The 22,891-nt window shown below is 41.6% G+C and carries 21 protein-coding genes and 1 tRNA gene; 9 read left to right on the plus strand and 13 right to left on the minus strand.

Going from position 1 to position 22,891, the window contains the following annotated elements; translation table 11 throughout:
• Positions 1-696: 696 nt before the first annotated feature.
• The gene (locus OC25_RS25700) at positions 697-1,176 is read right to left on the minus strand and encodes a hypothetical protein (protein ID WP_039483048.1); all 480 of its coding nucleotides are present in this window, start codon (positions 1,174-1,176) and stop codon (positions 697-699) included.
• Positions 1,177-1,456: 280 nt separating this feature from the next.
• Here OC25_RS25700 and OC25_RS25705 point away from each other — a divergent pair, with 280 nt between their 5' ends.
• Positions 1,457-2,191, plus strand: coding sequence for an NERD domain-containing protein (locus OC25_RS25705; protein WP_039483052.1), 735 nt, complete (start codon positions 1,457-1,459; stop codon positions 2,189-2,191).
• A 135-nt stretch (positions 2,192-2,326) separates the two neighbouring features.
• Here the strand turns inward: OC25_RS25705 and OC25_RS25710 are convergent, their stop codons facing one another.
• Entirely contained in the window at positions 2,327-3,934 is a 1,608-nt protein-coding gene (locus OC25_RS25710; protein WP_052266486.1) for a reverse transcriptase domain-containing protein, read from the minus strand.
• Between the two features lie 414 nt (positions 3,935-4,348).
• On the opposite strand from OC25_RS25710, the gene OC25_RS25715 reads away from it, so the two are divergent.
• The 5 genes from OC25_RS25715 (at position 4,349) to OC25_RS25735 (ending at position 8,794) form a co-directional block, all read left to right on the plus strand.
• Positions 4,349-5,464: a WYL domain-containing protein gene (locus OC25_RS25715; RefSeq protein WP_039483056.1), complete on the plus strand. Its 1,116-nt coding sequence runs from the start codon at positions 4,349-4,351 to the stop codon at positions 5,462-5,464.
• Positions 5,465-5,678: 214 nt separating this feature from the next.
• On the plus strand, positions 5,679-6,188 hold the full coding sequence (locus OC25_RS25720; RefSeq protein WP_039483060.1) for a GNAT family N-acetyltransferase: 510 nt from the start codon (positions 5,679-5,681) through the stop codon (positions 6,186-6,188).
• Positions 6,189-6,355: 167 nt separating this feature from the next.
• Positions 6,356-7,375 carry a c-type cytochrome gene (locus tag OC25_RS25725; RefSeq protein WP_039483063.1) on the plus strand — a complete coding sequence of 340 codons (1,020 nt, stop codon included), beginning with the start codon at positions 6,356-6,358 and terminating at the stop codon, positions 7,373-7,375.
• Between the two features lie 21 nt (positions 7,376-7,396).
• Complete coding sequence (locus OC25_RS25730; protein ID WP_039483066.1) at positions 7,397-7,858, plus strand: DsrE family protein; 462 nt, start codon at positions 7,397-7,399, stop codon at positions 7,856-7,858.
• A gap of 18 nt (positions 7,859-7,876) precedes the next feature.
• Positions 7,877-8,794: a molybdate ABC transporter substrate-binding protein gene (locus tag OC25_RS25735; protein WP_082018721.1), complete on the plus strand. Its 918-nt coding sequence runs from the start codon at positions 7,877-7,879 to the stop codon at positions 8,792-8,794.
• Positions 8,795-8,878: 84 nt separating this feature from the next.
• Here the strand turns inward: OC25_RS25735 and OC25_RS25740 are convergent, their stop codons facing one another.
• The 4 genes from OC25_RS25740 to OC25_RS25755 all read right to left on the minus strand — a co-directional run bounded on the left by OC25_RS25740 (position 8,879) and on the right by OC25_RS25755 (position 15,071).
• On the minus strand, positions 8,879-9,958 hold the full coding sequence (locus OC25_RS25740) for an efflux RND transporter periplasmic adaptor subunit (RefSeq protein ID WP_052266487.1): 1,080 nt from the start codon (positions 9,956-9,958) through the stop codon (positions 8,879-8,881).
• A gap of 12 nt (positions 9,959-9,970) precedes the next feature.
• Positions 9,971-13,192, minus strand: a complete 3,222-nt coding sequence (locus OC25_RS25745; RefSeq protein ID WP_052266488.1) for an efflux RND transporter permease subunit — start codon at positions 13,190-13,192, stop codon at positions 9,971-9,973.
• A 6-nt stretch (positions 13,193-13,198) separates the two neighbouring features.
• Positions 13,199-14,590: a TolC family protein gene (locus OC25_RS25750; protein WP_039483073.1), complete on the minus strand. Its 1,392-nt coding sequence runs from the start codon at positions 14,588-14,590 to the stop codon at positions 13,199-13,201.
• A 109-nt stretch (positions 14,591-14,699) separates the two neighbouring features.
• Entirely contained in the window at positions 14,700-15,071 is a 372-nt protein-coding gene (locus OC25_RS25755) for a hypothetical protein (protein ID WP_039483075.1), read from the minus strand.
• 303 nt (positions 15,072-15,374) lie between these two features.
• Here OC25_RS25755 and OC25_RS25760 point away from each other — a divergent pair, with 303 nt between their 5' ends.
• Both OC25_RS25760 and OC25_RS25765 read left to right on the plus strand, forming a co-directional pair.
• Entirely contained in the window at positions 15,375-15,941 is a 567-nt protein-coding gene (locus OC25_RS25760) for a fasciclin domain-containing protein (RefSeq protein ID WP_039483078.1), read from the plus strand.
• 126 nt (positions 15,942-16,067) lie between these two features.
• The gene (locus tag OC25_RS25765) at positions 16,068-16,670 is read left to right on the plus strand and encodes an RNA polymerase sigma factor (protein WP_052266489.1); all 603 of its coding nucleotides are present in this window, start codon (positions 16,068-16,070) and stop codon (positions 16,668-16,670) included.
• A gap of 325 nt (positions 16,671-16,995) precedes the next feature.
• Here OC25_RS25765 and OC25_RS25770 read toward each other — a convergent pair whose 3' ends face one another.
• From OC25_RS25770 to OC25_RS25780, 3 genes are read right to left on the minus strand one after another with little or no spacing between them, the layout of a single operon-like run.
• On the minus strand, positions 16,996-17,862 hold the full coding sequence (locus OC25_RS25770) for an SDR family oxidoreductase (protein WP_039483080.1): 867 nt from the start codon (positions 17,860-17,862) through the stop codon (positions 16,996-16,998).
• Positions 17,863-17,888: 26 nt separating this feature from the next.
• A complete protein-coding gene (locus OC25_RS25775; protein ID WP_245222157.1) occupies positions 17,889-18,731 on the minus strand; it encodes a DsbA family oxidoreductase in 843 nt (280 codons plus the stop codon).
• The gene (locus tag OC25_RS25780) at positions 18,722-19,351 is read right to left on the minus strand and encodes an FMN-dependent NADH-azoreductase (RefSeq protein ID WP_039483084.1); all 630 of its coding nucleotides are present in this window, start codon (positions 19,349-19,351) and stop codon (positions 18,722-18,724) included. The genes OC25_RS25775 and OC25_RS25780 overlap by 10 nt, the downstream gene beginning before the upstream one ends.
• 118 nt (positions 19,352-19,469) lie before the next feature.
• On the opposite strand from OC25_RS25780, the gene OC25_RS25785 reads away from it, so the two are divergent.
• Positions 19,470-19,835, plus strand: coding sequence for a winged helix-turn-helix transcriptional regulator (locus OC25_RS25785; protein WP_039483087.1), 366 nt, complete (start codon positions 19,470-19,472; stop codon positions 19,833-19,835).
• Between the two features lie 191 nt (positions 19,836-20,026).
• On the opposite strand, the gene OC25_RS25790 is transcribed toward OC25_RS25785, so the two are convergent.
• The 4 genes from OC25_RS25790 to OC25_RS25805 form a co-directional block, all read right to left on the minus strand.
• Positions 20,027-20,110, minus strand: a tRNA-Leu gene (locus OC25_RS25790).
• Between the two features lie 119 nt (positions 20,111-20,229).
• Positions 20,230-20,994, minus strand: a complete 765-nt coding sequence (locus OC25_RS25795; protein ID WP_039483090.1) for an MBL fold metallo-hydrolase — start codon at positions 20,992-20,994, stop codon at positions 20,230-20,232.
• 49 nt (positions 20,995-21,043) lie between these two features.
• Positions 21,044-21,955, minus strand: a complete 912-nt coding sequence (locus tag OC25_RS25800; RefSeq protein WP_039483093.1) for an alkaline phosphatase family protein — start codon at positions 21,953-21,955, stop codon at positions 21,044-21,046.
• A gap of 122 nt (positions 21,956-22,077) precedes the next feature.
• Complete coding sequence (locus tag OC25_RS25805; RefSeq protein ID WP_039483096.1) at positions 22,078-22,350, minus strand: hypothetical protein; 273 nt, start codon at positions 22,348-22,350, stop codon at positions 22,078-22,080.
• Between the last annotated feature and the right edge of the window lie 541 nt (positions 22,351-22,891).

Genomic DNA, 22,891 nt, shown 5'->3' on the forward strand with positions numbered 1-22,891 from the left:
TCCTGTTCCGAACCCCGGCGACATCGTTCCGAACACCGATGACCTCGTTCCGAACCCCGGCGACGCCGTTCCGAACGCCAATGATCCTCGTTCAGAACCCCGACGACCCCGTTCCGAACCCCGGCGACGCCGTTCCGAACGCCAATGATCCTCGTTCAGAACCCCGGCGACCCCGTTCTGAACCCCGACGACCTCGTTCCGAACCCCGATTACCTCGTTCCGAACCCCGATGACCCTGTTCCGAACCCCGACGACGCCGTTCCGAACCCCGAAGATCCTGTTCGGAACACCAACGACGCCGTTCCGAACCCCGACGACCTTGTTCCGAACGCCAATGATCCTTGTTCAGAACCCCGGCGACCCCATTCCGAACCCCGGCGACACCGTTCCGAACACCGGCGACGCCGTTCCGAACACCGGCGACGCCGTTCGGAGGTGCCTTTTTGCACCGCTCCAGAATTATATTATCTCCATTATCATCCCCCTGCCCCCTTCAAAGGGGGAAAGATCTGCCATAAGAGGTGCTTACCGAAATCAAGATGGCAATCTACCCCATTGAAAATCCTGTTCCCCTTCAAGGGGGTTGGGGGATGAATTTTAATAGCTGTGATATTGCCTTTTAACGCAAACGGGGCACCAAATTGGCGCCCCGAGGTAATTAGTAGATTGTAAAAGTGACTTATTCAGATTTCCAGCTTATTCGCCAGGCTCAATCTTTCTGCCACGACTAGGGAAGCGTTGTTTCAAATCATCGTACATGGTTTGTACTCCCGGCATATTGGAACGGCTTGCGCCTTTAATAGAATGGTAAATTACCAGGGCAGCTTCGTAAGCTTCGCCACCTGCCACCATGCCGGTATCTTCTATGGCACGCAATAGCGTACTTACCAGCTGAGAAACACTATTCAAATCGGCAGCCAGTTTATTGTCTCGTTTCGCTTCATTTAAATCGATATAAACCGGTACCAATGCCGGGTTTTGCGTCGCATACTCGAGTGTTTTGCTTACAAAAGCCACCGTTTTATCGCTCGCTTTGAGGTTCCACCTTCTTTCGTCGGCGGTTAAATTGATGGTTAAAATGGGGTCCAACAGCGTTTTTAATTGTTGAAATGCAGCGCCAATAGCTGCTAATTGGTCTGGGGTGATTTCAGCTGAAATCCTGTTGCTTAAACTCATAGTAGATGGTTTTTTAGCGTTAAAAATTAATTATCAAATCCTTTTTAAGCACATAAACCACAGAAATTACCCATCCAGGCATTCCATTAGCCTTATGCTTTTTTAAATAAAAATGTGGGATGTGAAACCATTTAGCCGTTGGAAGGCTTGTGTGTAATGGTTTAATTTTAGGGTGATTATGAATTAAATATAGAAAAATATGCGCAAAAAAGAATATACTTTTTGAGATATTTAAAAGAAAGTTTTAGAATTACTTTAAGCTGGTTTAATTTAAGCGTCAATGAGTAAATGGCAATTAATACTTTGGGGATTCATACTCCTGATCATTATCATCAAGCTTTTAAGACCAATAATTAAAGGTATAATTGGTGAAACTGCTGTGTCTCTTGTTTTAAAATTCCTGAACAAGAAGGATTATAAAGTATTGCATAATATCACATTATATGTTAACGGCTACAAATCACAAATCGATCATATCATCGTATCGAACTTTGGTGTTTTTGTAATTGAAACCAAGCACTATAAAGGCTGGATTGTTGGGCATGAATATGCCCGGTATTGGACACAGGTAATTTACCGGCATAAGAGCAGACTATATAATCCTATTTTGCAAAACAAAGGACATGTAAAATCACTAAAAGGTCTTTTACAACACTATCCGGATATCAATTTTATTCCCATTGTAGTATTTACCTGGCGGGCTACCCTAAAAATCACTGTTTCATCTGAAGTGATTAAAATTTCCAGACTGCTTAGAACGATAAAACAATACGATCATGGTACGCTTAATGACGCTATAAAAAATGAGATATTCGACCTGATCAAATTGAATAACCGAAAAAAACCACCAAAACAAAGTGAGACTTATCAACTAGCCCCAAACAATGAACAACAAACGCCCGACCTTGAAAAATGCCCATCATGCTCCGGATTATTATTGATCAGAAATGGCAAACATGGAAAGTTTAAGGGATGTAGCGGGTTCCCAAAGTGTAGGTATACTCAAGCAGTTTAAATAGTAAGGAAGATATGTTAGAGGCTATAGGTAAAATGGCGGGATTACAAATCCCGACCAACGAGGTGAATTTAATTCGAAAGCAATATTATTAGAAAGATTAGCATAACAATCAGTGGAGCTAAGCATATTGGGCTAACTATACAATTCAGCATATTTTGCTTTAAGCCGTTTAAGATGATGAGACATTGCTTTATGAAAAATTGCTTTTCTATTCTTGATCTGGTTGAATATTTTTCCTGAACCGATAGTATCGGTAGCCTTTTTCATATAGGTTATGTAATTCGACTTTTTTGGTTTATACTCTTTTAAATCTTTAGGATCCACTGTCTTTTCTTTATAGACATATAGACCATTTCTTCCTTTCACCAACCGTTTTATCTTAAATGGTTTTTCCCGTTCTGAATCTAAGTCGACACGTTTATAAAGTTTCACCAACCTTGATTTAAAAATAAAAGGTTTGGTGTTATCTGCAAAGGCTAACTTTACAGCGCGTTCTGCTTTAATTTTAACTGCATGAATCATTCTTCTATAAAACCTTGCCAGGTTAGCAGACTTGACAAAAGCGTTCTCTCCATCAAATTCAAAACCCAAATACGTTAGTCTTTTGCCCTTAAGGATATCATTTTTATTAAAGTAAAATGTTTCCGTTTTATGTTTGCTTATGACCAAATCTGCCTTATCTATCTTTTCGATAACAATTCTTTCTATTTCATCTTTCTGATCTGGCTTGCAGATTATCAAAATATCATCAGAATAACGCCGATAAAAACATTGTTTATCTTTTACTAAATCATCTATTATTGAACAATCAAATTCTAAAAGATACAGATTAGCCAACACAGCACTAATCGGCAAACCTTGTGGTATTCCAATCTGCTGACCATTCTTCATGAATTGTTTTGAAAAAACTTGTAATTTTTTATTTTTAAGCTCATCACGAAATTCTGCTGGGTCAGAAAAAAATGCTTCTACACCGTGATTTTTTCTTATTGCTGCTAATTTAGTTTCGTCAAATCCTTCCCTTCTCCCTATCTTGCATTGCTTCAATCGTAGCTGATCTTTTAGGATATAGTTAAAATGGGTGCATGCTTTGAACACATTGTAATGATCCGGTGGCAAAGTTCGTTGAACATTGCCAGAGCTTGTTGGCGCATGTAATAAATCGACCCAGGCTGCTTTCAGCTTTTTATGATTCAGACTACTAAAAAAACTTTCTATATCGAACATTAGCACTATACACCCATCATTTGCACGAAGTTTGATTTCATCAAATGCCTCTTTTGCAAAATGAATGGTACTTTTACCTTTTGGATTTTCTATTGACTGAGGGATTTTTCTATATGCAATGATAGCATTATGAAGTTCTTCATCACTTTGAAGTTTTTTCTCATACAACTCAATGAGCCATGCAGAATAAAAACTAAAGATTAACGCGTCTATATGAGTTGCGTAATGTAATGGTCGCTTTTTTGCCGTTGGTTTGTGTTCTACTTTTCGATCAGTTCCAGATTTATGAACATGCGATCTTTCTTTGGTTTCCGGATGTTTCTTATATTTCCTTTCTTTGATTACGGCATGTAGAAGTGGGAAAAAGGCATGTTTGGCAATAAAATTTCTGTCCTGTAATTTACTGTAAATTTCGGCCCGCTTATTTTTCACGTTCCACTTCTTAGTAATATGGAGATACCCCCTGTTCTTCAGCCAACTATCATCCTTTGGGTTAAAAGTAAAGTCTTGCATACCTAACAGCGTAGCGGATTAATTTCGAACATACATTTTTCATTCAAGGCCATTACCCAAATTCATGAGTCACGCTAAATAGTCCAATAAAGGATTCGGTTTCACCGTTAAATTAATACTTACAATTATGAAGCATACATTAACTTTCTTTCCTATCTTTACTGAGTACATGGTGTTCATTCACGGTACGGAGCTAATTCTTAGCATCCTAACTGCTTTATCAGCGGTCAAGAGTGCTGCCATAGTAGCGATTCGTCCTAGAAGTCGTAACCGATGCAATCTTTCCCCTGTTATCCTTTTTCTTATAACAGTAAATTTATTAAAATTTTAAAGCCCATACTAATTGTTCGATCCTTCGGTTGCAAGACTTCAAACAAATATATGTTTTTTGAACTATAATAGTTAATTTTAAAAATGAATTGTTCAGCTCTCAAAATTGGTGATTTGGTTACCTTAAAATCGCATGCATATTTAAATGATCTTACCTCAGTCCTTATTACAGGTGACCATAGCGCATTACCCCCCATAATGATTGTGAAGGAAATCCGGCAGATAAAAAATGAAGCTGTTTCATCGGAACAAAACTTTTTGATTAAATGCATCTGGTTTTCAAGTAAATCTAATGCACTTCAGGAAAACACATTTAAGGGGATTCATCTAAGACATTTAGAAACCAAAGAGAAGTTAGACCAAACAGAAGTTATTAGTGAAGGAGACTTGGTACTTTTAAAATCAACTGAATTGGAGCTCAAAAAAAGAAAATCAACATTTTCAGTGGAAGAAAGCTCAAATGCTATTGCTGATAAGAATACCCAATCTGCTCTATTAAATTATTTACCGCCGATTCTTCACGTAATTTCAATTAAAGAATTTAAGGTCAAAGACACGGCAGATACAGATAAAACCTTTTTTTTACAACCGAAAAAGAAAGTAAAATGCTTTTATTACAACGCACATTCCGACAGAATCTCAGAAATTGAATTGCCTAGTGAGAGTTTAAGCATTGTGGAGCCTCTGGAAGAAAACCTCCTAATGGATTTGAATTCATATATCTCAGACAAAAGTTATGTACTTTGTCGTGATGAGCATGATAAGATGCTTGTACTTCAACCAAAAACTATTTCGTTCAGAAGTGGCTTCTATTTTTTGAGAGCCTACGAAATCATTAGTGGCAGGAACATTGAGATTAATATTTCCAACGATATTGTTTATAAAAGAATAGAATCAATTGTTGCTGCAGTTTCACCAGTGGCAGAGATGTCATATCTGGCAAAAGAAAAAATAACGGATGATTTAATAGAGAAAATCAAACTTGCAAAATCAGAAAAGCTTTACTTAAGACTAAAATATAAAAACAAAAATGACGAAATATCTTCTCGCACAGTGAGCAATTTTTTCTTTCAAAAAAAACCAGAAGAAGATTCCGTACCACGCTATTTAACTGGCTATTGCCATTTGAGGGAAGAGGAAAGAACTTTTAATATAAAAAGAATACAATTCCTGGAAGTTCTATCTGTAAATTTTGAATAACGCTTTTACCAATCTTAACTATCAATAGCGTTCCTCAGAGTTCTACGGATAACTCAATAGAAAGGAGTCTTTGACTCCGTATTAACTGCATTAATCATATTTTCCAGCATAAAAATAAATAGCAGGTTTTCATCGCTACTTTTTTTGCTACGATTTTGACCTCACAAAATTCCCCCAAAGAAAGACCGTAAAAATAGTTACCTTTAAACACAACATGAAATTTAGAAATGCAATACCGGCTGATCTGGCAGCTATAATTGAGATGGAAAACAGCTGCTTCCCGCCAAATGAAGCCGCTTCTCCGGCATCATTTTCAGAAAGGCTCCAGGTTTTTCCGCAGCACTTCTGGCTTTTAATGGTTGATGGAGAAATGGTAGGTTTTATCAATGGCATGGTAAGCAACAACAGCACCATTATCGATGAAATGTTTCAAAACGCCAATCTGCATGATGAAGCGGGCAAATGGCAGTCTGTTTTCGGCCTGGCTGTATCTCCCGCACACCGTAAACGCGGTTATGCCGGGCAGTTAATCAAAAACTTCATTGATAAAGCTCAGGAACAGGGTCGCCTGGGCATTACCCTTACCTGCAAAGCCTATTTAGTTGCCTATTATCAGCAATTCGGTTTCGCAGATCTGGGCCTGTCTGCCTCCGTACATGGCGGGGAAATATGGCACGATATGACCTTAACTTTTAACATTCTTGCCGGTAAAAACCCATTGTAACGATTATTTTATCCGCGGTTTATCGCTAAAAACATTAACCTGACAGGATATATCGACTATCGGGCCGTATAACAAAAAGTAATGGCAGATAAGCAATTGGAATTTTAACCGAAGATGCAGAGATTAGATATTTGTTTTGTATCCCAATCAAAAGGGGCCGGCAGCAAATGGAAGAATCATTAAGAAAAATCAGGAAAAGTTTAATTATTGTAATCGCCCTTACGGTGATACTTTTGGGCCTTGTTGTAGCTTTAGTTTTGAGCAGAACAGGCCAGCATGCTTCGTTTCTGATAGAAAAAAATGCTAAGCGGAAAGAAAAAAAGCAGGATAGCCTGACGGCAGCTATCTGGAAATCGCCCGATGTTGCAGCCATTAACAATCAGCAGGAGAAAGAACTGGTAAGTTATGGGCGCGAGCTCATTGCCAGTACGGCCCAATACCTCGGCCCAGAAGGTACGGTTGGGAAGCTCAGCAACGGCATGAACTGTCAAAACTGTCACCTCGATGCCGGTACAAAACCATTTGGCAACAACTATTCAGCTGTATTTTCTACCTACCCTAAATTCAGGGCCAGATCGGGCACTAAAGAAACCATTGTTAAGCGCATTTCAGATTGCTTTGAGCGAAGCCTGAATGGTACCCCTCCCGATAGTACAGGCAGGGAAATGAAAGCCATGGTTGCCTATATCAGCTTTTTGGGTAGCGAGGTAAAAAAAGGGAGTTCACCTAAAGGTAGCGGTATTGTAAAACTTGCTTTTCTGTCGCGACCGGCCGATCCGCTGAAAGGAAAACTCGCCTATCAGGCCAAATGCGTTTCCTGCCACGGCAGCAATGGCGAGGGCCTGCCTGCTCCTGATAAAAAAACATTCACGTACCCGCCGCTATGGGGCCCGCACAGTTATAATGATGCTGCAGGCCTTTACCGGCTTTCAAATTTTGCGGGCTACATTAAAAACAATATGCCTTATGGCGCCAGTTACGAAAACCAATTGCTCAGCGACGAAGAATCGTGGGATCTGGCCGCCTTCGTAAACAGCCAGTCGAGGCCACATAAAGATCAGCAAAGAGACTGGTCGGATATTTCTAAAAAGCCAATCGATTTCCCATTCGGGCCATATACCGATCAGTTTACAGAAGTACAACACAAATACGGCCCTTTTAGTCCGATTAAAAAGGCTCACCTTTAAAATTTATAAACAACACATAATATGAAAACTTACCAATTACTCCCGATAGTGGTATTCAGCTTTTTAAGCTTAAATCTATCTGCCCAGCAAAAGCAAACCGACCCGAAAAGCTTTCACGGTGCAGTGGCCACAGCTAAACATTATAAAGCCGTTTATCAGCTCAACACCGATGATGACAAAAAGATACAGGGTACACTCAAGAATATTGCGAATGCACTGGAAGACCCGCGCTTGAAAGGAAAACTGGAGCTCGAACTGGTTGTACATGGTGGTGGCGTAGCCGCATTTAAGAAAGGTTCGGCTTACGAGCAACAGCTGCTGGCGCTGCAAAAGGCAGGCGTAATTCTGGCCGAGTGCGAAAACACCCTGAGGGAGCGCAACATTTCAAAAGATGAGCTCTTTGATTTTATCTCCTTTGTTCCCAGTGGGAATGGAGAACTGATCATCCGTCAGCAACAAGGCTGGGCCATTATACATCCTTAAACCACACCATTATTTAATATGAAAGCTGTTTTTTCTACTGCGGCTATGGCATTTATTTGCCTTTTTGCTACGAATAGCCAGGCGCAGGATCAAAAATTCGACCCGCCCTGGAATAAGCCTTTTAACGATGGGCTCCATTTCACCGTTAAAGGTATTGATAACGTGCCGGATATTTATGGCGACATCACAGACCCGCAGCTGGTGGTATTCTTTGCCGGAAACCAGTTTATGGTGATTGATGATCTTTTTGCTGAATTTAAAAAGGCCTACCCCCAGTACACACGCATCTTTGCCGAAACATTACCTCCGGGAATCCTGGCCAAACAAATACAGTCGGGATCGATTACCATCGGCAACATGCGAATCGCCCATCAACCCGATGTGTATACGGCAGGAAAATCGAAAATAACCGAATTTGCAGACTGGTTTTCTTTAACCAAACCTTACGCCAAAAACAAACTGGCCATTATGGTACAGCAAGGTAATCCCCAACACATTAAAGGGCTCACCGATTTAGGTAAAGCAGGTGTTAAAGTTGCCATGCCCAATCCCGAATGGGAAGGTATTGGTAAGCGCATTGAAGAGGCTTATGTAAAAGCCGGAGGAGAAAAGCTGAAAAATACGATTATGCGCGACAAAGTAAAGGACGGAAGCGTTTTTCTAACGCAGATCCATCACCGCCAAACGCCACTCCGTATCCTTTATGGCGCTTCACAGGCAGGCCCGGTATGGTATTCGGAGGCTTTTTATCAAAAGATGATTGGTCATCCGGTTGAGCTGATAGCCATTCCCGATAGCGAAAATATCGAAGCAACTTATGTGGCCGGCTTAATGAAAAATGCCCCACACCTGCAAGCTGCAAAGGATTTTATGGAATTTATGACCAGTACCAAAGCCAAAGAAATTTACCGGAAATTTGGCTTTACCACCGATTAACAGCTGGCGCTAAAACAGCAATCAGTATTACCGGGCAAATAAACCCTGGTAATACTGATTCGAAAAAGATGCAAAAACAAGTGGTTAAAGCTTTTCGCCTGCTTTAATTTCGTCGTTAGCCGGAGAGATAATTTCGTCGCCGGCTTTTAACTCGCCAAAGACCTCAGTAAGCTCATTGCCTTTCATTCCTTCCTTAATGTCTACCAGCTGTGTTTTACCGCCTGAAACGGTAACGACATATTTCTTTTCGGTTGAACGTACAATAGCTGCATTGGGTACCAATAAAGATGTTGATCCCGATTTTAAAGGAATTTCTACCTCAGCATACATGCCGGCTTTTAAGCGGTTATCCTGGTTAGCTACATCAATTTCGACGGTTTCCTGCCGCATATTTCCTAACGAATTGGCCGAACGGCTGATCCGGGCTTTCCGCTTTTCTCCCGGCAGGGCATTAAAATGAAAGCTTACCTGCTGCTCCAGGTCTACTTTATCTACATAATCTTCGGGAATAGATACTTCGAGCCTCATGTGGGTAAGATCCTGCAGTACCAGCATGGGTAAATCGCTGCTTTTCCCAGCCGAAACCAACGCTCCCGGAGAGATGTTCCGGTCAACAATTACCCCGTCAAAAGGCGCATATACTTTCAGGTAATCCTGCATGGTCCGTACCGACGATACATTGGAGCGCTCAGCCTCTGCTATGGCCTTATCTCCACGCATCCTCGAAAGCGCATTATCCAGATCGAGCTGAGATACTGCCCCCTCTTCGCGCGCAGCCTCTTTTAACCTTCTGTATTTCTCCGCACTGGCAGAAGCATTTTCGCGCGATTGCAAATACCTCGAATTGGCCGATTGCAATTGCGACTCGAGCTCGGGTGCTTCGAGGGTCATTAACAGCTGCCCTTTTTTAACCCGCGTACCCAGATCGACCAGGATATTTTTAACAAAACCATTTGCTTTCGGGAAGATGTTAACCTGATTAAATGGCTTAAGCACCCCTGGGATACGGGTATAACTGGATAGGGCCTGCTCTTGTACCTTTGCAGTTTCGTACCGGGCATTTTTCGCCTTGCCTTCGGGACTAATATCAACCGGTTTATTTCCTGTTGAACAGGAAGCGAATACAGATAACAATATGATGGCTGGAATGAATTGTATTTTCATGTGTTTTTAAGATTAAATTTTAGATTTACGGGGCATTAAATTAGGTTCCTGATAACTGCTTTTACGCTGTACCCAGGCAAATACCTGTGGAAGGATAAAGAGCGCGGCCAGTGTAGAAAACAATAAGCCACCAATTACAGCCCTGCCTAAAGGAGCAGTCTGCTCTCCTGATTCGCCCATACCCGAGGCCATTGGGATCATCCCTGCAATCATGGCAAAACTGGTCATTAAGATCGGCCTCAAACGGATACCTGCACTCATAACGGCGGCCCGTGTGGCGTCTTTATACTCCAGCCTGAGTTTTTCGGCATTGGTTACAATTAATATGGCATTGGCTACCGATACACCTGTAGACATGATCATGCCCATGTAGCTCTGTAAATTCAACGTTGAACCGGTAAGCAGCAAGGCTATGAGCGCACCTAATATTACCGCCGGAACGGTAGAGAGTACCGTAAGCGATAGTTTGAAGGATTGGTAGTTGGCGGCGAGCAATAAAAAGATAACCAGAATGGCAAAGGCTAAACCTCCCTGTAAGCTCGAAAGGGTTTCGGTGAGCAGGCTCGACATGCCTTTTACTTCGGCAGTAAGCCCTTTGGGTGGTGCACCTACTGTTTTCAAGGCCTCCTGCACAGCCGAAGTTGCCGTTCCCAGATCCTTTTTATAAATATTGGCACTAACAGTTAAAAACCTGCGAGGCCCCGTTCTGTCGTATTCTCCAGGAACATAGGATGTATTGAAAGTAGCAATATCGCCCAATACCGGACTGCTCTGTCCTTTTACCAGAGGTATTTCTTTCAGCTCATCCATATTATTCATCACATACTCGGGTACCTGAACCTGCACCTGGTAGGTGTAAGCAGTTTTTTCATCGAGCCATTGGTTTTTTTCGGTAAAACGGCTGGATGAAGTACTGGCCGTAACCGAACGGGCAATATCGACCACATTGAGCCCAAACTGGGCCGCCTTAAGCCTATCGAGCGTAATCGAAACCACTGGAATATGTAGCGGCTGCGAAATCTGGATATCCCGCAGGTAATCAATCTTTTTAAGCTGGGCAATTACCCGGTTCGAATAATTTTCGATCTGGGCCATATCCTTGCCAGCTACCCTGACCTCAATCGGCGTAGCAGCTCCCTGGCTCATAATTTTCTCGGTCATATCAATCGGCTCGAAAGTAATCCGCAAATCGGGAAGCTTATAAGCGATATTTTTCCGCAGCGCATCTTTCAGTTCATCCATATTCACCTTATAATCTTCATCAAGATTAACCTGCAACACCGCCTCATGGGTACCGGTGTTAAAAATATAGAGGTTACTGGTTCCGTAACTACTCGGGATAAGCCCCACGTAACCCGAGCTAACCGCTACATGGTTATCAACCGTTTGGTTGATGATGGAGAGTACCTGCTTAAATTTTTCTTCCGTTCTTTCGAGCCTGGTTCCATCGGGTGCTTTAATGCGGATCTGAAATTGCCCGTTATTCAGTTTGGGCATCATATCTTTCCCGATCAACACAAAACCTGCACCAGCCAGCGCGATTACACCAACCAGATAAGCCAGTACCACGAGTCGCTTTTTCGGCATCCATTTTTCGATAATACCGATAAAACGGATCTTAACCTTTTCAAAGAAATCGTTGTTTTCAGGCATTTCCTGTTCTGCCTGCAGGTGCGCTTCTACCTGTTCCTGCTCGCGCGAGTCAAGCGCCTCTCCCGCATGGGCATGTATCTGGCCATGATGGTAATGCTGGTACCGTTCTGCTTTAATCATCCAGTTACTCAGGATAGGAACAAGCGTTTGGGCTACAATAAAAGATACAATCATGGTAAAGCCAATGGATAGCGATAGCGGCAGGAACATGGCCTTCGGAATACCATTCATCATAAACGAAGGGGCGAAAACAGCGAGGATACAAAGCAGAATCAACAGCAAAGGGAAAGCTATCTCTTCACAGGCATCATAAATGGCCTCGCGCTTGGGTTTGCCCATTTCCAGGTGCTGGTGAATATTTTCAATGGTAACCGTAGCCTGATCGACCAGGATACCAATCGCCAGGGCCAGTCCACTTAACGTCATGATATTAATGGTTTGGCCAAACATGCCCAATAATAAAACCCCGATCATGATGGATACCGGAATGGTGATTACCACAATCAGGCTGCTCCGCAAATCCCTTAAAAAGAGTAGCACCATCAGGCCGGTTAAAAGCGCGCCCAAACCACCTTCGGTAATGAGGCTTTTTACCGAATTAATTACGGCAATCGATTGGTCAAATTCGTATGAAATGTGCACGTCATCAGGTAAAAGGCTTTGCATTTCAGGAATTTTGGATTTCAATGCCTGTACCACCGACCAGGTAGAGGCATCGGCCGTTTTAACTACCGGGATATACACGGAACGTTTCCCATTGATCAGCGCATAATCAACCGTAACATCGGCCGCATCGGCCACCCGGGCTACATCGCGCACCAATATAGACACGCCGTTTTTGGTGGCGACGGGGATATTGTTGAACTCGTCTACCTGCTTTACCAAAGAATTCATGGAGGTAACCATCATCGTATTATCCAGTCTTAAGTTACCGGAAGGCGACATAACATTGAATTTTGAAAGCGCCGAAACCACCTCATCGGGCGTTAAATTGTAACTCCGGAGTTTACTGGGATCAACACTGATGGTAATAGAGCGCGAATTGGCACCAAAGGGAGGCGGCGCCGATAATCCGGCAACTGCCGAAAACATGGGCCGGATGCGGGTGGCCGCCATATCGTATATTTCTTTTAAACTGCGCGACTTTGCCGATAACACGAGCTGACCGACGGGCAGAGATGAGGCATCGAAACGAACCACCTGCGGCGGCAATGCGCCCGGCGGGAAAAACTTCATCGCACGGTTAACCTGCAAGGCCACCTGTGCCGAAGCTTCGGCCATATTGGTGTTTTCGTAAAAACTGAGCTTAAGCATGGTAAGCCCCTGAATATTTTTAGCCGTGATGTTCTTAACCCCGTTCACATATAAAAACTGATCCTGTAAACGCGTTGAAAAGAAACCTTCCATTTGCTGGGGCGACATACCTCCATAGGATTCGATCACATATATAGTTGGTGCATTGAGCTGCGGAAAGATATCTATCGGGATTTTTAAAGCACCCAGCACTGCAAAAATGAGCAGACTGGCCACAATCACCACTGTTGTAACCGGCTTTTTCAAAGCCGAGGTAACCATTGACATATTTTTTTATTTTAAAGAGTTCAATAAGGAATCGATTTGATTGGTTGCGATCGCTTTCTGAAAAAGCGCCCGGCTGTAGAGGTATTTGGCACTTACATAATCTGTTTCGGCCCGATACAGGATATTCAAAGCCGCATCAAGCGAAATGATATCGGTAAGGCCGTTTTTATACAGGGATAGTTTCTGCCGGTAGCCTGCCCGGGCTGCCTGTAACTGCCTCGGAATTTCGGTCAGCCTTTTATGCGCAGTCTGCAATTCTACATCAGCCTGCAGCGCGGCATTGCTAAGCAGCTGCCTTTCCTGCTGCAGGTTTTTCAGGTTATAAGTACTGTTGGCCTTTTGGGTGCGTAGCTTAAGTTGCCGGCGCTTAAGGTCGAAAAGATTGTAGCTGATGCCCAGGCCCACAAAATAATTCTGACGCTGCCACTCCAACCCGGTCGATAAATGGTTAAAATTATCATTGGCATCAATACTCGATCCCCGAGACCATGCCGCGGCCTGCAAACTGATTTTAGGATTGTAGGATTTTTTAACCAGGCTCTCCTTTTCCATACTGGCCTGATAACTTTTACGGTAAAAATCGAGCAAAGGATGTGATGAACTATCGGTAAGGTTAACCGATAAACTGATCTCGAGTAAACGGAGCTTATCGAGCAGGGAAGTATCAGCAACGATGCTATCTTTTGCAATGCCGCTTATGGCAGCTAAATTAAGCTGTACCTTTTTATAGGTATTTTCGAGCTCAATATAATTTAATCGCGACTTGGATAGCTCGGCATTGGCGATACTGGTATCGACACCGGGCCGGATACCACTCCTGGCAAGCGAACCGATCGATCTGCTGATCTGACCATTGCGGGTGATGTTGTTTCGCTGAATCTCGAGTAGATCCTGGATTTTCATCATGCTCAGGTAATCGTCAAGTGCCTGGGCTTTAAGCTGGAAACGGCTTTGTGCATAACGCGAGCGTTCAGCATCGAGTGTAGCCCTGGCGGCATTGTTTGCAGCCTGATAGGCACCGAAATTGTAAATTTCCCAATCGAGGGAAACGATGCCCAGGTTGCTGAGTGAGGCCTGCATATTACTGGTTGTTCTAACCCCTCTGGAATTTGAGGGCACGATTCCAAAAGCCATGTAAGGGCCGGCAACATTGTTATTAGAGCCTAAATCTGCCTGGTAGCTCAGGCGCAGATTAGGTAGTGCATTTGCATTGGTTTCTTTAAGTAATGATTCGCTGATTTGGATAGCCGAAGAATCGGTTGCCAGTTTAGGCGAAAAGGCCATTACATGGTTAAGTAAATCAGGGATGGCAAGTGGTTTTGAAAAATCCTGGGCACTTACCTGTTGCCCAAAACATAAGCATAGGATAAAACAGGAAACCTGTTGAATTCGTTTCATTTCAAAAATTATAAATCGGAAAAAATTAAATTAATGGCTACAGCATAGCATTAACCAATCGGATCAATTGTCCTGGTTAACGGTAACTGTAAATAAGAAACGGACGATCTCAGATCCTGAAAACCTGAATGGAAAGATAAATTGGAATTTGCCGGGTAAAGTTCGGGCTACTGAACAGCTTTCTGCTGTAACGGAATAAGGGCATGAAGAGCCCCAGCACAAAACAAACGCTAACCAGTAAAGTTACCTGTGCTAACACCGGAGCTTTCTTGCGTTCTTCTAAAATACATTTAAACTGCCTGCTAAGCTCTGAAGTTTTACCTACCGGCACTAAGTTTTTCTGTTTTTCGAAGCGCGAATTTCCAATACCCAGCACCGAAAGATTAGGCAGCAGGAATATATTGGAAAGTGAAATCAACAGGTAGCATAAAACTACGCCAAGAATGGAGAAGTTATAAACCTGCTTTTGCTTTGATTTCATTTAAATTGGGTGTGCTTTGTTATAGAACGCTAAATTGAATATTTTGATTGAAAAGGAGCTTTGAGCTTTTGTAAAAAAAACATAGACATTGTTTTATGCCTCATCAGAAAGTGTCTTGTTTAACGCTTGTAAAAACTCATCATACCTTCGGTTGAGCACCAAAACAACCAAACACTGCAGGAGTAGCACGTAAAGGAGTATCAATAAAATACTGTATTACAGATAATTAACAAACAAGCAAGAAAAATCAAAATCCGTGGAATGGACATGCTTCGTAACTGAGCACATAACAACAACCAATCCATGAAAAAATTATTCTTCAGTGCATTTGCCCTAGTAGCTATCGCAATTGCCACTTCTACCACAGTCTTTGCTCAAAACGAAAAAGGAACTAAAATGGTCGGCGGAGCAGCCATGTATCCCAGCAAAGATATTGTTGACAATGCCGTAAACTCAAAAGACCATACTACACTGGTTGCGGCTGTTAAAGCAGCAGGTTTGGTAGAAACGCTTAAAAGTAATGGTCCTTTTACGGTGTTTGCCCCAACCAACAGCGCTTTTGATAAACTTCCGGCCGGTACCGTAGATATGCTGGTTAAACCTGAAAATAAAGCCGCATTAACCAAAATCCTCACCTACCATGTAGTAGCAGGAAAAATGGATAGCAAAGCCATTGCAGCTGCCATTAAAGCCGGTAAAGGTAAAGCTGAACTCACCACCGTGCAGGGCGGTAAGCTTTGGGCCTGGATGGATGGAAAAAAACTCGTGCTTAAAGACGAAAAAGGTGGCATGAGCACCGTTACCATTGCAGATGTGTACCAAAAAAATGGTGTAATCCATGTAGTAGATACCGTATTAATGCCTAAATAAGCAAAACATCAGATAGCGCAAGGCTTTACCTTGCGCTATTTACTCCAATCTAAAGTAAAAAATAGCAGACTGGAATAAATAAAACTATCTCATTTCCATACTGTTGCTCCCAATAAACCCATAGCGATGAAAACACGTCTACTTACTCACCCGGCCAGTAAATCCATCACCGAGAACCAGCTGGTGGAAGGCTTAAAACAAAAAGACAACCTCGCTTTCAGGCGCATCTATAAAATGTATTCGGCCAGTTTAATGGGGATACTGATCAAAATCGTTAACCAGCAGGAAACTGCCGAAGACTTACTGCAGGAGTGCTTTGTAAGGATTTCGCGCAACATTGATAGTTATGATCCGGCAAAAGGCAAACTGTTTACCTGGATGTTGAACCTTAGCCGAAACCTGGCCATCGACCACATGCGGCTCAGATCATCGCGCAACGAAAAAAAGACTTTTGAAATGGACGATGTACAACATGAAATTCAATACCGTACAGCCCAAAGCTTTAATACCGATGCCATTGGTTTAAAAAACCTTGTCGCACTGCTACCCGAGAAACACCAGTTAATGATTAACCTTACCTATTATCAGGGCTATTCGCACGCCGAAATTGCAGAAATGCTCCACATGCCGCTCGGTAGCGTTAAAACCGCAATACGCCTTGCCATTGTTAACTTGCGCAAAACCTTTCTACCCGAAGAGCTAGTTCTGGTGCAAACAAAAAGTGCCTGAACAGCAAAATTATTTATACTGCCCAATTAGCCTTGCCTTAATTTCACTTTTTTAAGGCGAAAACCAGTCCATGCAATAGCCATAAAAAACAAAAGAGCTTGGTAAAAACCAAACTCTTCGTACCGATCAGCAGGAATACTTTGAACATTTAAATCGCTTTTTATTGGTTATAGAGCCTAAAATTGAGGATTTGGAGCGAAAGGGATTCATATAAAGTGTACCAAAGAACTAGGCAGATGTCATGAGATAGACATTGACCAGATTATAATAGAACAAAAAAGTTGGCAGATACGAATAAAAGTATTTTAGTCACAAGTTCTTTAACCTACAAGGAATATATTTCTTTTAAACTTTCTCTTAATGCCAATGGTCTTCTTCCAAGTAGTTTTTCCAGATCGTTATTCAAAATCTCATATTGTCCACTTCTTTTATCTGCAATAAAACCTGATATTGCAGCAATGGCAGGATCGGGAACACCTACCTTTCTTAATTCACCCTCAAATGTTTTCACATCTGCATTAAGATAGTAGGTAACCGTTTTTCCCGTCAATTGGGTCAATATGTTGGCTACATCTGTATAGGTATAAAATTTACTTGCCGTAAGTGTGTAAGTCTTGTTTTCATGTCCTGGTTGTAGCAGTACGTTACCAGCAGCTTCACCTAATTCACGGTGAAGAACGAAAGGTACTTTAGCATTTTCAGCAGGCAGGTAAATACCAAGTTCAAATGCTTTATCGCCAATAAATATAGGTATAGCATCTGCATACAGCGTATTACGGAGTATGGTGTAAGGCACGTTACTTGCTTTAATATAATCTTCTGTTTGGAAATGGGCTTCCAGCATTAGTTTTAATGTCGATGCACTTGCATCTTTTAATGCAATACCTGTATAAGCTAAATGCTTCACATCAGCTTTTTTTGCAGCATCTACAACATTTTTATGTTGCTGTAAGAGCTTGCCATGATCTGGAGATGAAACTAAAAGTACATTATCAATACCATTCATTGCTTTTTCAAGCGAATGCACATCATCGAAATTTCCGATGCGAACATCAATCCCCTTTGCTTTAAGTGTTGCGGCCTTTTCTTCACTTCTTACAAATGCCGCTATTTCTGTTGGTGCTACTTTAGTTAATAGATAATCTATTACTGTGGCGCCTAAATTTCCTGTTGCTCCTGTTATTAAAATCATTTCTTAAAATTGAATATTATTAAATATTAATGGCATTCTCCATCTGGAGTACAAGCTGCCCCATGAATTATTTCTAATTTACTATCGGGATTTTCTTTCCGCCATTCTACAAATGCCTTTTGTAATGATGCCAATATCTCTTTCGGTTCCTGAGCACCTGATATGGCATATTTTCTGTCCAATACAAAAAATGGCACACCCCGTACCCCAACCTGTTGTGCTTCGTAAATATCAGCTTGCACTTCTGAAATATAGGTTCCCTTATCCAAAACCATTTTTAACTCCATTTTGTCTAAACCTATTTTTGTACCTATTTCTAAAAGCGTTGGTACATCATCAATATTTTTGCCCTCTGTCAAGTAGGAACGGAAAAGTGTTTCTTCTGCCTGGTCCTGCTTGCCTTTTGTTTTGGCATACTGAATAAGTTGATGTGCTTTTAATGTATTGGCGGGTATTGCCTTATCAAAGTTGTACACTAAACCTAATTCTTTAGCCGTTTGTGTCATTTGGCTGTGCATCGCTTTTGATCGCTCCAACGGTATGCCGTGTTTTTCGGAAACCAACTGATACACTTTTTTATCGGGATTAGTTACCATATCGGGCATAAGCTGATAGCTTTTCCAAATCACTTCTATGTTATTTTTGTCTGAAAACTGCGCTAAAGCAGTTTCAAATTTTCGTTTTCCAATGTAACAGAATGGGCAAACTACATCGCTCCAAATCTCTACTTTCATTTTATTTTCCATTTTTGTATTTTTTACTTGCTTAATTTCTTCTTTAGGGGCTTCACCTGTTGTTTTTTTATCCTGTGCACAGGCTATAAGATGAATACTTGATAATAGAATTAAGGAAAGTTGTTTTAGTCGCATAGTTCAGCAATTTTAAAAGAATGCTGATTTACACTTTCAAGTGCTTTCTTAAATGCGGTTTCTTGCATGCCCGGAATTGCTGTGCCCTCAATACGAAATGCTGTAACATCGGTAATCCCCACAAATCCAAGGAAATGCTTTATATATGGCGTAGCATAGTCAAACGCTCTCATTTTATCGTTATCAAAAAGTCCTGCCGAACCGACAGCGATATATGCCTTTTTGCCTGTGCAAAGTCCCTCTGAACCATTTTCTGTATATTGAAAAGTAACCCTTGCCCTTGCTATGTGGTCGAAGTATGCTTTTAGGCTCGATGTAATACCAAAATTGTACATCGGTGCACCGATAACGATAATGTCAGTATCAAATAGTTGCTCAACCGCTTCGTCCGACCTGCGCACCAATTCTCGCTGTTCTGCCGTACGGTGTTCAGGCGGTGTGAAAAAAGAATTGATCTGTTCGTTTTCTAAATGTGGAAAAGGATTTTCAGAAAGATTCATTTCGCTAACTACTGTATCTGGCTCGTTTGCCCTAATCTTGTCTATAATTTCGCTTCCTAATTTTCTTGTCAGCGAGCTTTCTCCTCTTGTGCTGGAGATAATGTGAAGTACTTTTGCCATCTCTAGATTATTTTAAATTTTTATAGTACAAAATTACTTATATTTACTTTACAAAAGTATGTACTTTACCTTTGTAAAGCGCTATACAAAGGTAAAGTGAATTTAAAATCAATAAGTTATGACTAAGATATCCGAGCTAAAAGATTTCAGTGAGTGTTCAACAACCTATATATTGGCAGTTAACGACACAATAAATGTTATTAATGGAAAATGGAAAGCAGCGATAATATCTTCCCTGTTCTTCGGCAAAAAGCGTTATGGCGAAATAGAAAAAGACATCCCGAAAATAAATTCCCGTATGTTGTCAAAAGAATTAAGGGATTTGGAAGCCAATGGGATTGTGGTAAGAAAAGTTTACGATACTATTCCTGTTGGTGTTGAATATGAATTAACGGAATCGGGACACGCTTTTCGAAAAGTTTTGGATGTGATGTTAGAATGGGGTTTGGAACATCGTAAGAATGTGATCGGAAAAACAATCTAATTTAAAGGGATCATATCAAATTGAATTAGTTCTAAGCTAATCTTCCAATCCCCCCCTTACCAGACTGAGCCTTTAGCAGGAATGCTTAGAACATAGCTGACACACCATTAAACAACGTTTTCAAACAAAAAACCGGACTTTTTTTATGTTCAAAGTCCGGTTTATACCCTAAGCAGAAATACTTAGAACAGTACCCAGAAGCAGATTCGAACTGCCACGCCGTTGCCAGCGCCACCCCCTCAAGATGGTGCGTCTACCAATTTCGCCACCTGGGTTTATACTATTAATCTTTCCCGAATTTAAATATGGCGTCTACCATCCCGATAGCTATCGGGATCGCCACCTGGGTTTATGCTGCAAATATAATTTAATTTTGGATTTTCGAAACAATGATTTACAATTCTATTTTTAGCCCATCATAAGCCAAACGAATCGAATCGGGCAAGCTCCCTTCTACATCGGCATGTTTACCCAGATTATGACTAATATGTGTAAGATAAGTTATTTCTGCCCCAACTTTTTCGGCAAAAGCCCTGGCCTCGCTTAATGTAAAATGCGAAATATGTGCTTCATTTTGCAAAGCATTAATCACCAATGTTTTTGTACCCTTAATTTTAGCAAAGCTCTCTTCCGAAACCGTTTTAGCATCGGTAATGTAAGTAAAATCGCCTATGCGGTAGCCGCTAATGGGCAGCAAATGGTGCATCACCTCAAAAGGCGTTACCGTAGTCTCCCCTATTTTAAAATCTTCGCCATTGGTTACCGTATGCAGGTTAATCTGCGGTAAACCATGGTATTTCTTTTCGGCAAAAATGTAGTAGAACTCCCGCTTCAACGAAGTTTGCACCCTTTCGGTGGCATATACATCAATAACTTTGTGCAATAAATAATTAAAGGGCCTGATATCGTCTAAACCTGCAATGTGGTCTTTATGTTCGTGCGTAAACAAAACCGCATCCAGGTCTTCTACTTTTTCGCGTAAAAGCTGGTAACGAAAATCAGGACCACTATCTACCACGATGGTTTTATCGGCCGTTTCTATTAAAATTGATGTCCTTAAACGCTTATCCCGCTTATCTGTAGAACGACAAACGTCGCATTTACAAGCGATTACGGGAACGCCTTGAGATGTACCTGTGCCTAAAAATGTGATCTTCAAATTGCAGTTATAAAAGTGAACGGGCTATTTGGCTGCAATTTAAAGCTTTTTATTTAAATATCACTTTCGGTGCAACACCTGTCCACGATTTTGGCAGTTTATCTTCCTTAATATTAAAGAGCCTGGCCACAACCAGTGCAGTGTTTTTATTACTGTTGTAAAAATCAGTTAGTCCAAGCTTTTTTATTTTAGGACCAACCGCAGCCCAGGGCACCTGCATTTCGCGCATACTGGTACCGCCATGACCTTTGTTAATACCACCATGATCGGTAATCAGTAAAAAATGGGTATTTTTAAACAGATCTTTCGCCTGCAAAGCCTTAATTAAATCGCCTACCGCTACATCTGCTTTTTCAACCGCAGCAATATATTCAGGACTCATCCAACCAAAACCATGACCAGCATGATCGGTATGTACGCTGTAGAGGAAAACCAATGTAGGGTCTTTTCTATTTGCATCCATAAAATTAATAGCCTTCTCATAATTTTGGGTATAGGCATCTTTCTCCTCAAAAGCCGATTCGTCGAAGTATTTTTTATTCATGGAGTTAACCAGTTCCAGCCAGTTCCAGTAATAGGCTGTTTTAACGTTTGGTATCTGCTCTTTCAATACCTTAAATATGGAAGGATAGTAACCCTCGGCATCTTTATCTATTGGCTCCAACTCATGTTTGGCTACCGTCCAGCTGTTGTTGGTTACGCCATGCTCTTCTGGTCCCGAACCGGTTAAATGACTCGTCCAGTTGGGTAAAGTTACCGATGGCATTACCGGCCTGGTAGTTACCGATACTACCCCATCGGCAAATAGTTTATCGATGTTCGGATGTTTAATGGTATTGAAACCTTCGGCACTAAAGCCATCGAAACCGATAATTACTACACGAGGTGGCTGTTGTGCAGTAGTTTTGCCTACAACAGCAATTAATAATAGGGCTAAAAATGTGTGTTTAAAGAAATTCATTTTTTCTTACTCTGGTGAATACCAAAACTAGCAAATAGAAACAAAATAAGTAAACAATTTTTAGCTAAACTAAACAAATGAATAATATTTTTACAATCGCCGCTGTTGCAGCAAGCTATCCTTTAAAATAATTCGGTTTGTTGCAGGGAGAGGTAAAACTGGCGTTGCTTTTCATCGAGCAGGTTTTCATCAGCGTTGGTTTGCTTTACCAGCGTTATCAGGGCAGCAATTTTGCCTTCGAGGTTTGAAAACTTATTTACCACAATTACTTTATTGTGCTCTAACACGCAAGAGCCACTCTTAAAGTTTCCTTTTTCGTAACGCACCTTGTAGCCCATCGCCAAAAGCAGGGTCTCCAGTTTCTCTAAAGTATGGTTGGTAAGTGGTAATGACATCAGGACAAAAGTAAACAATAGTTTGCAGGTAAGAAATGGTTAATTGGGATTATTGGTTAACTGTATAAACTCGTTAATTGGTTAACTGTGGCATGAGCAGGTTAATTATTTGAAAAGCAGGCTCCGGCACGTTTAGGTTCCGAAAGCCCCGCCATACACTTTATCCCGATATCCCAACAGCTATCTCAACGGGATGCCTGTTCCTGTCGGGTTTAGATACAGCGGCAAACTGTTCTTTGGGATGGAAGAAAATAGCAAATATCCTTCAACTCGACCATTGACAAACCAAATAGAAAAATCGTCATTTCGACTGGAGCCAACCGGTTTTTCCCGGGTGGCGAAACGGAGAAATCTTTTCAAGTTAGATTTCTCGACTCCGCTCGAAATGACGACCTCAGAAGAGGCTGTCACTTATATTGATTTTTATACAATAAATTACACCTCAGGATGACAATGAAAATAGAATCCTCTGCACCCTGCCCTCCGGCATAGGAGATTTTCGCAGGAAAAAGCACGAAAAACTTTGCACTGCCTTTCATAC

Origin of the sequence: Pedobacter kyungheensis, assembly GCF_000812965.1 — a bacterium.
Lineage (GTDB): Bacteria > Bacteroidota > Bacteroidia > Sphingobacteriales > Sphingobacteriaceae > Pedobacter > Pedobacter kyungheensis.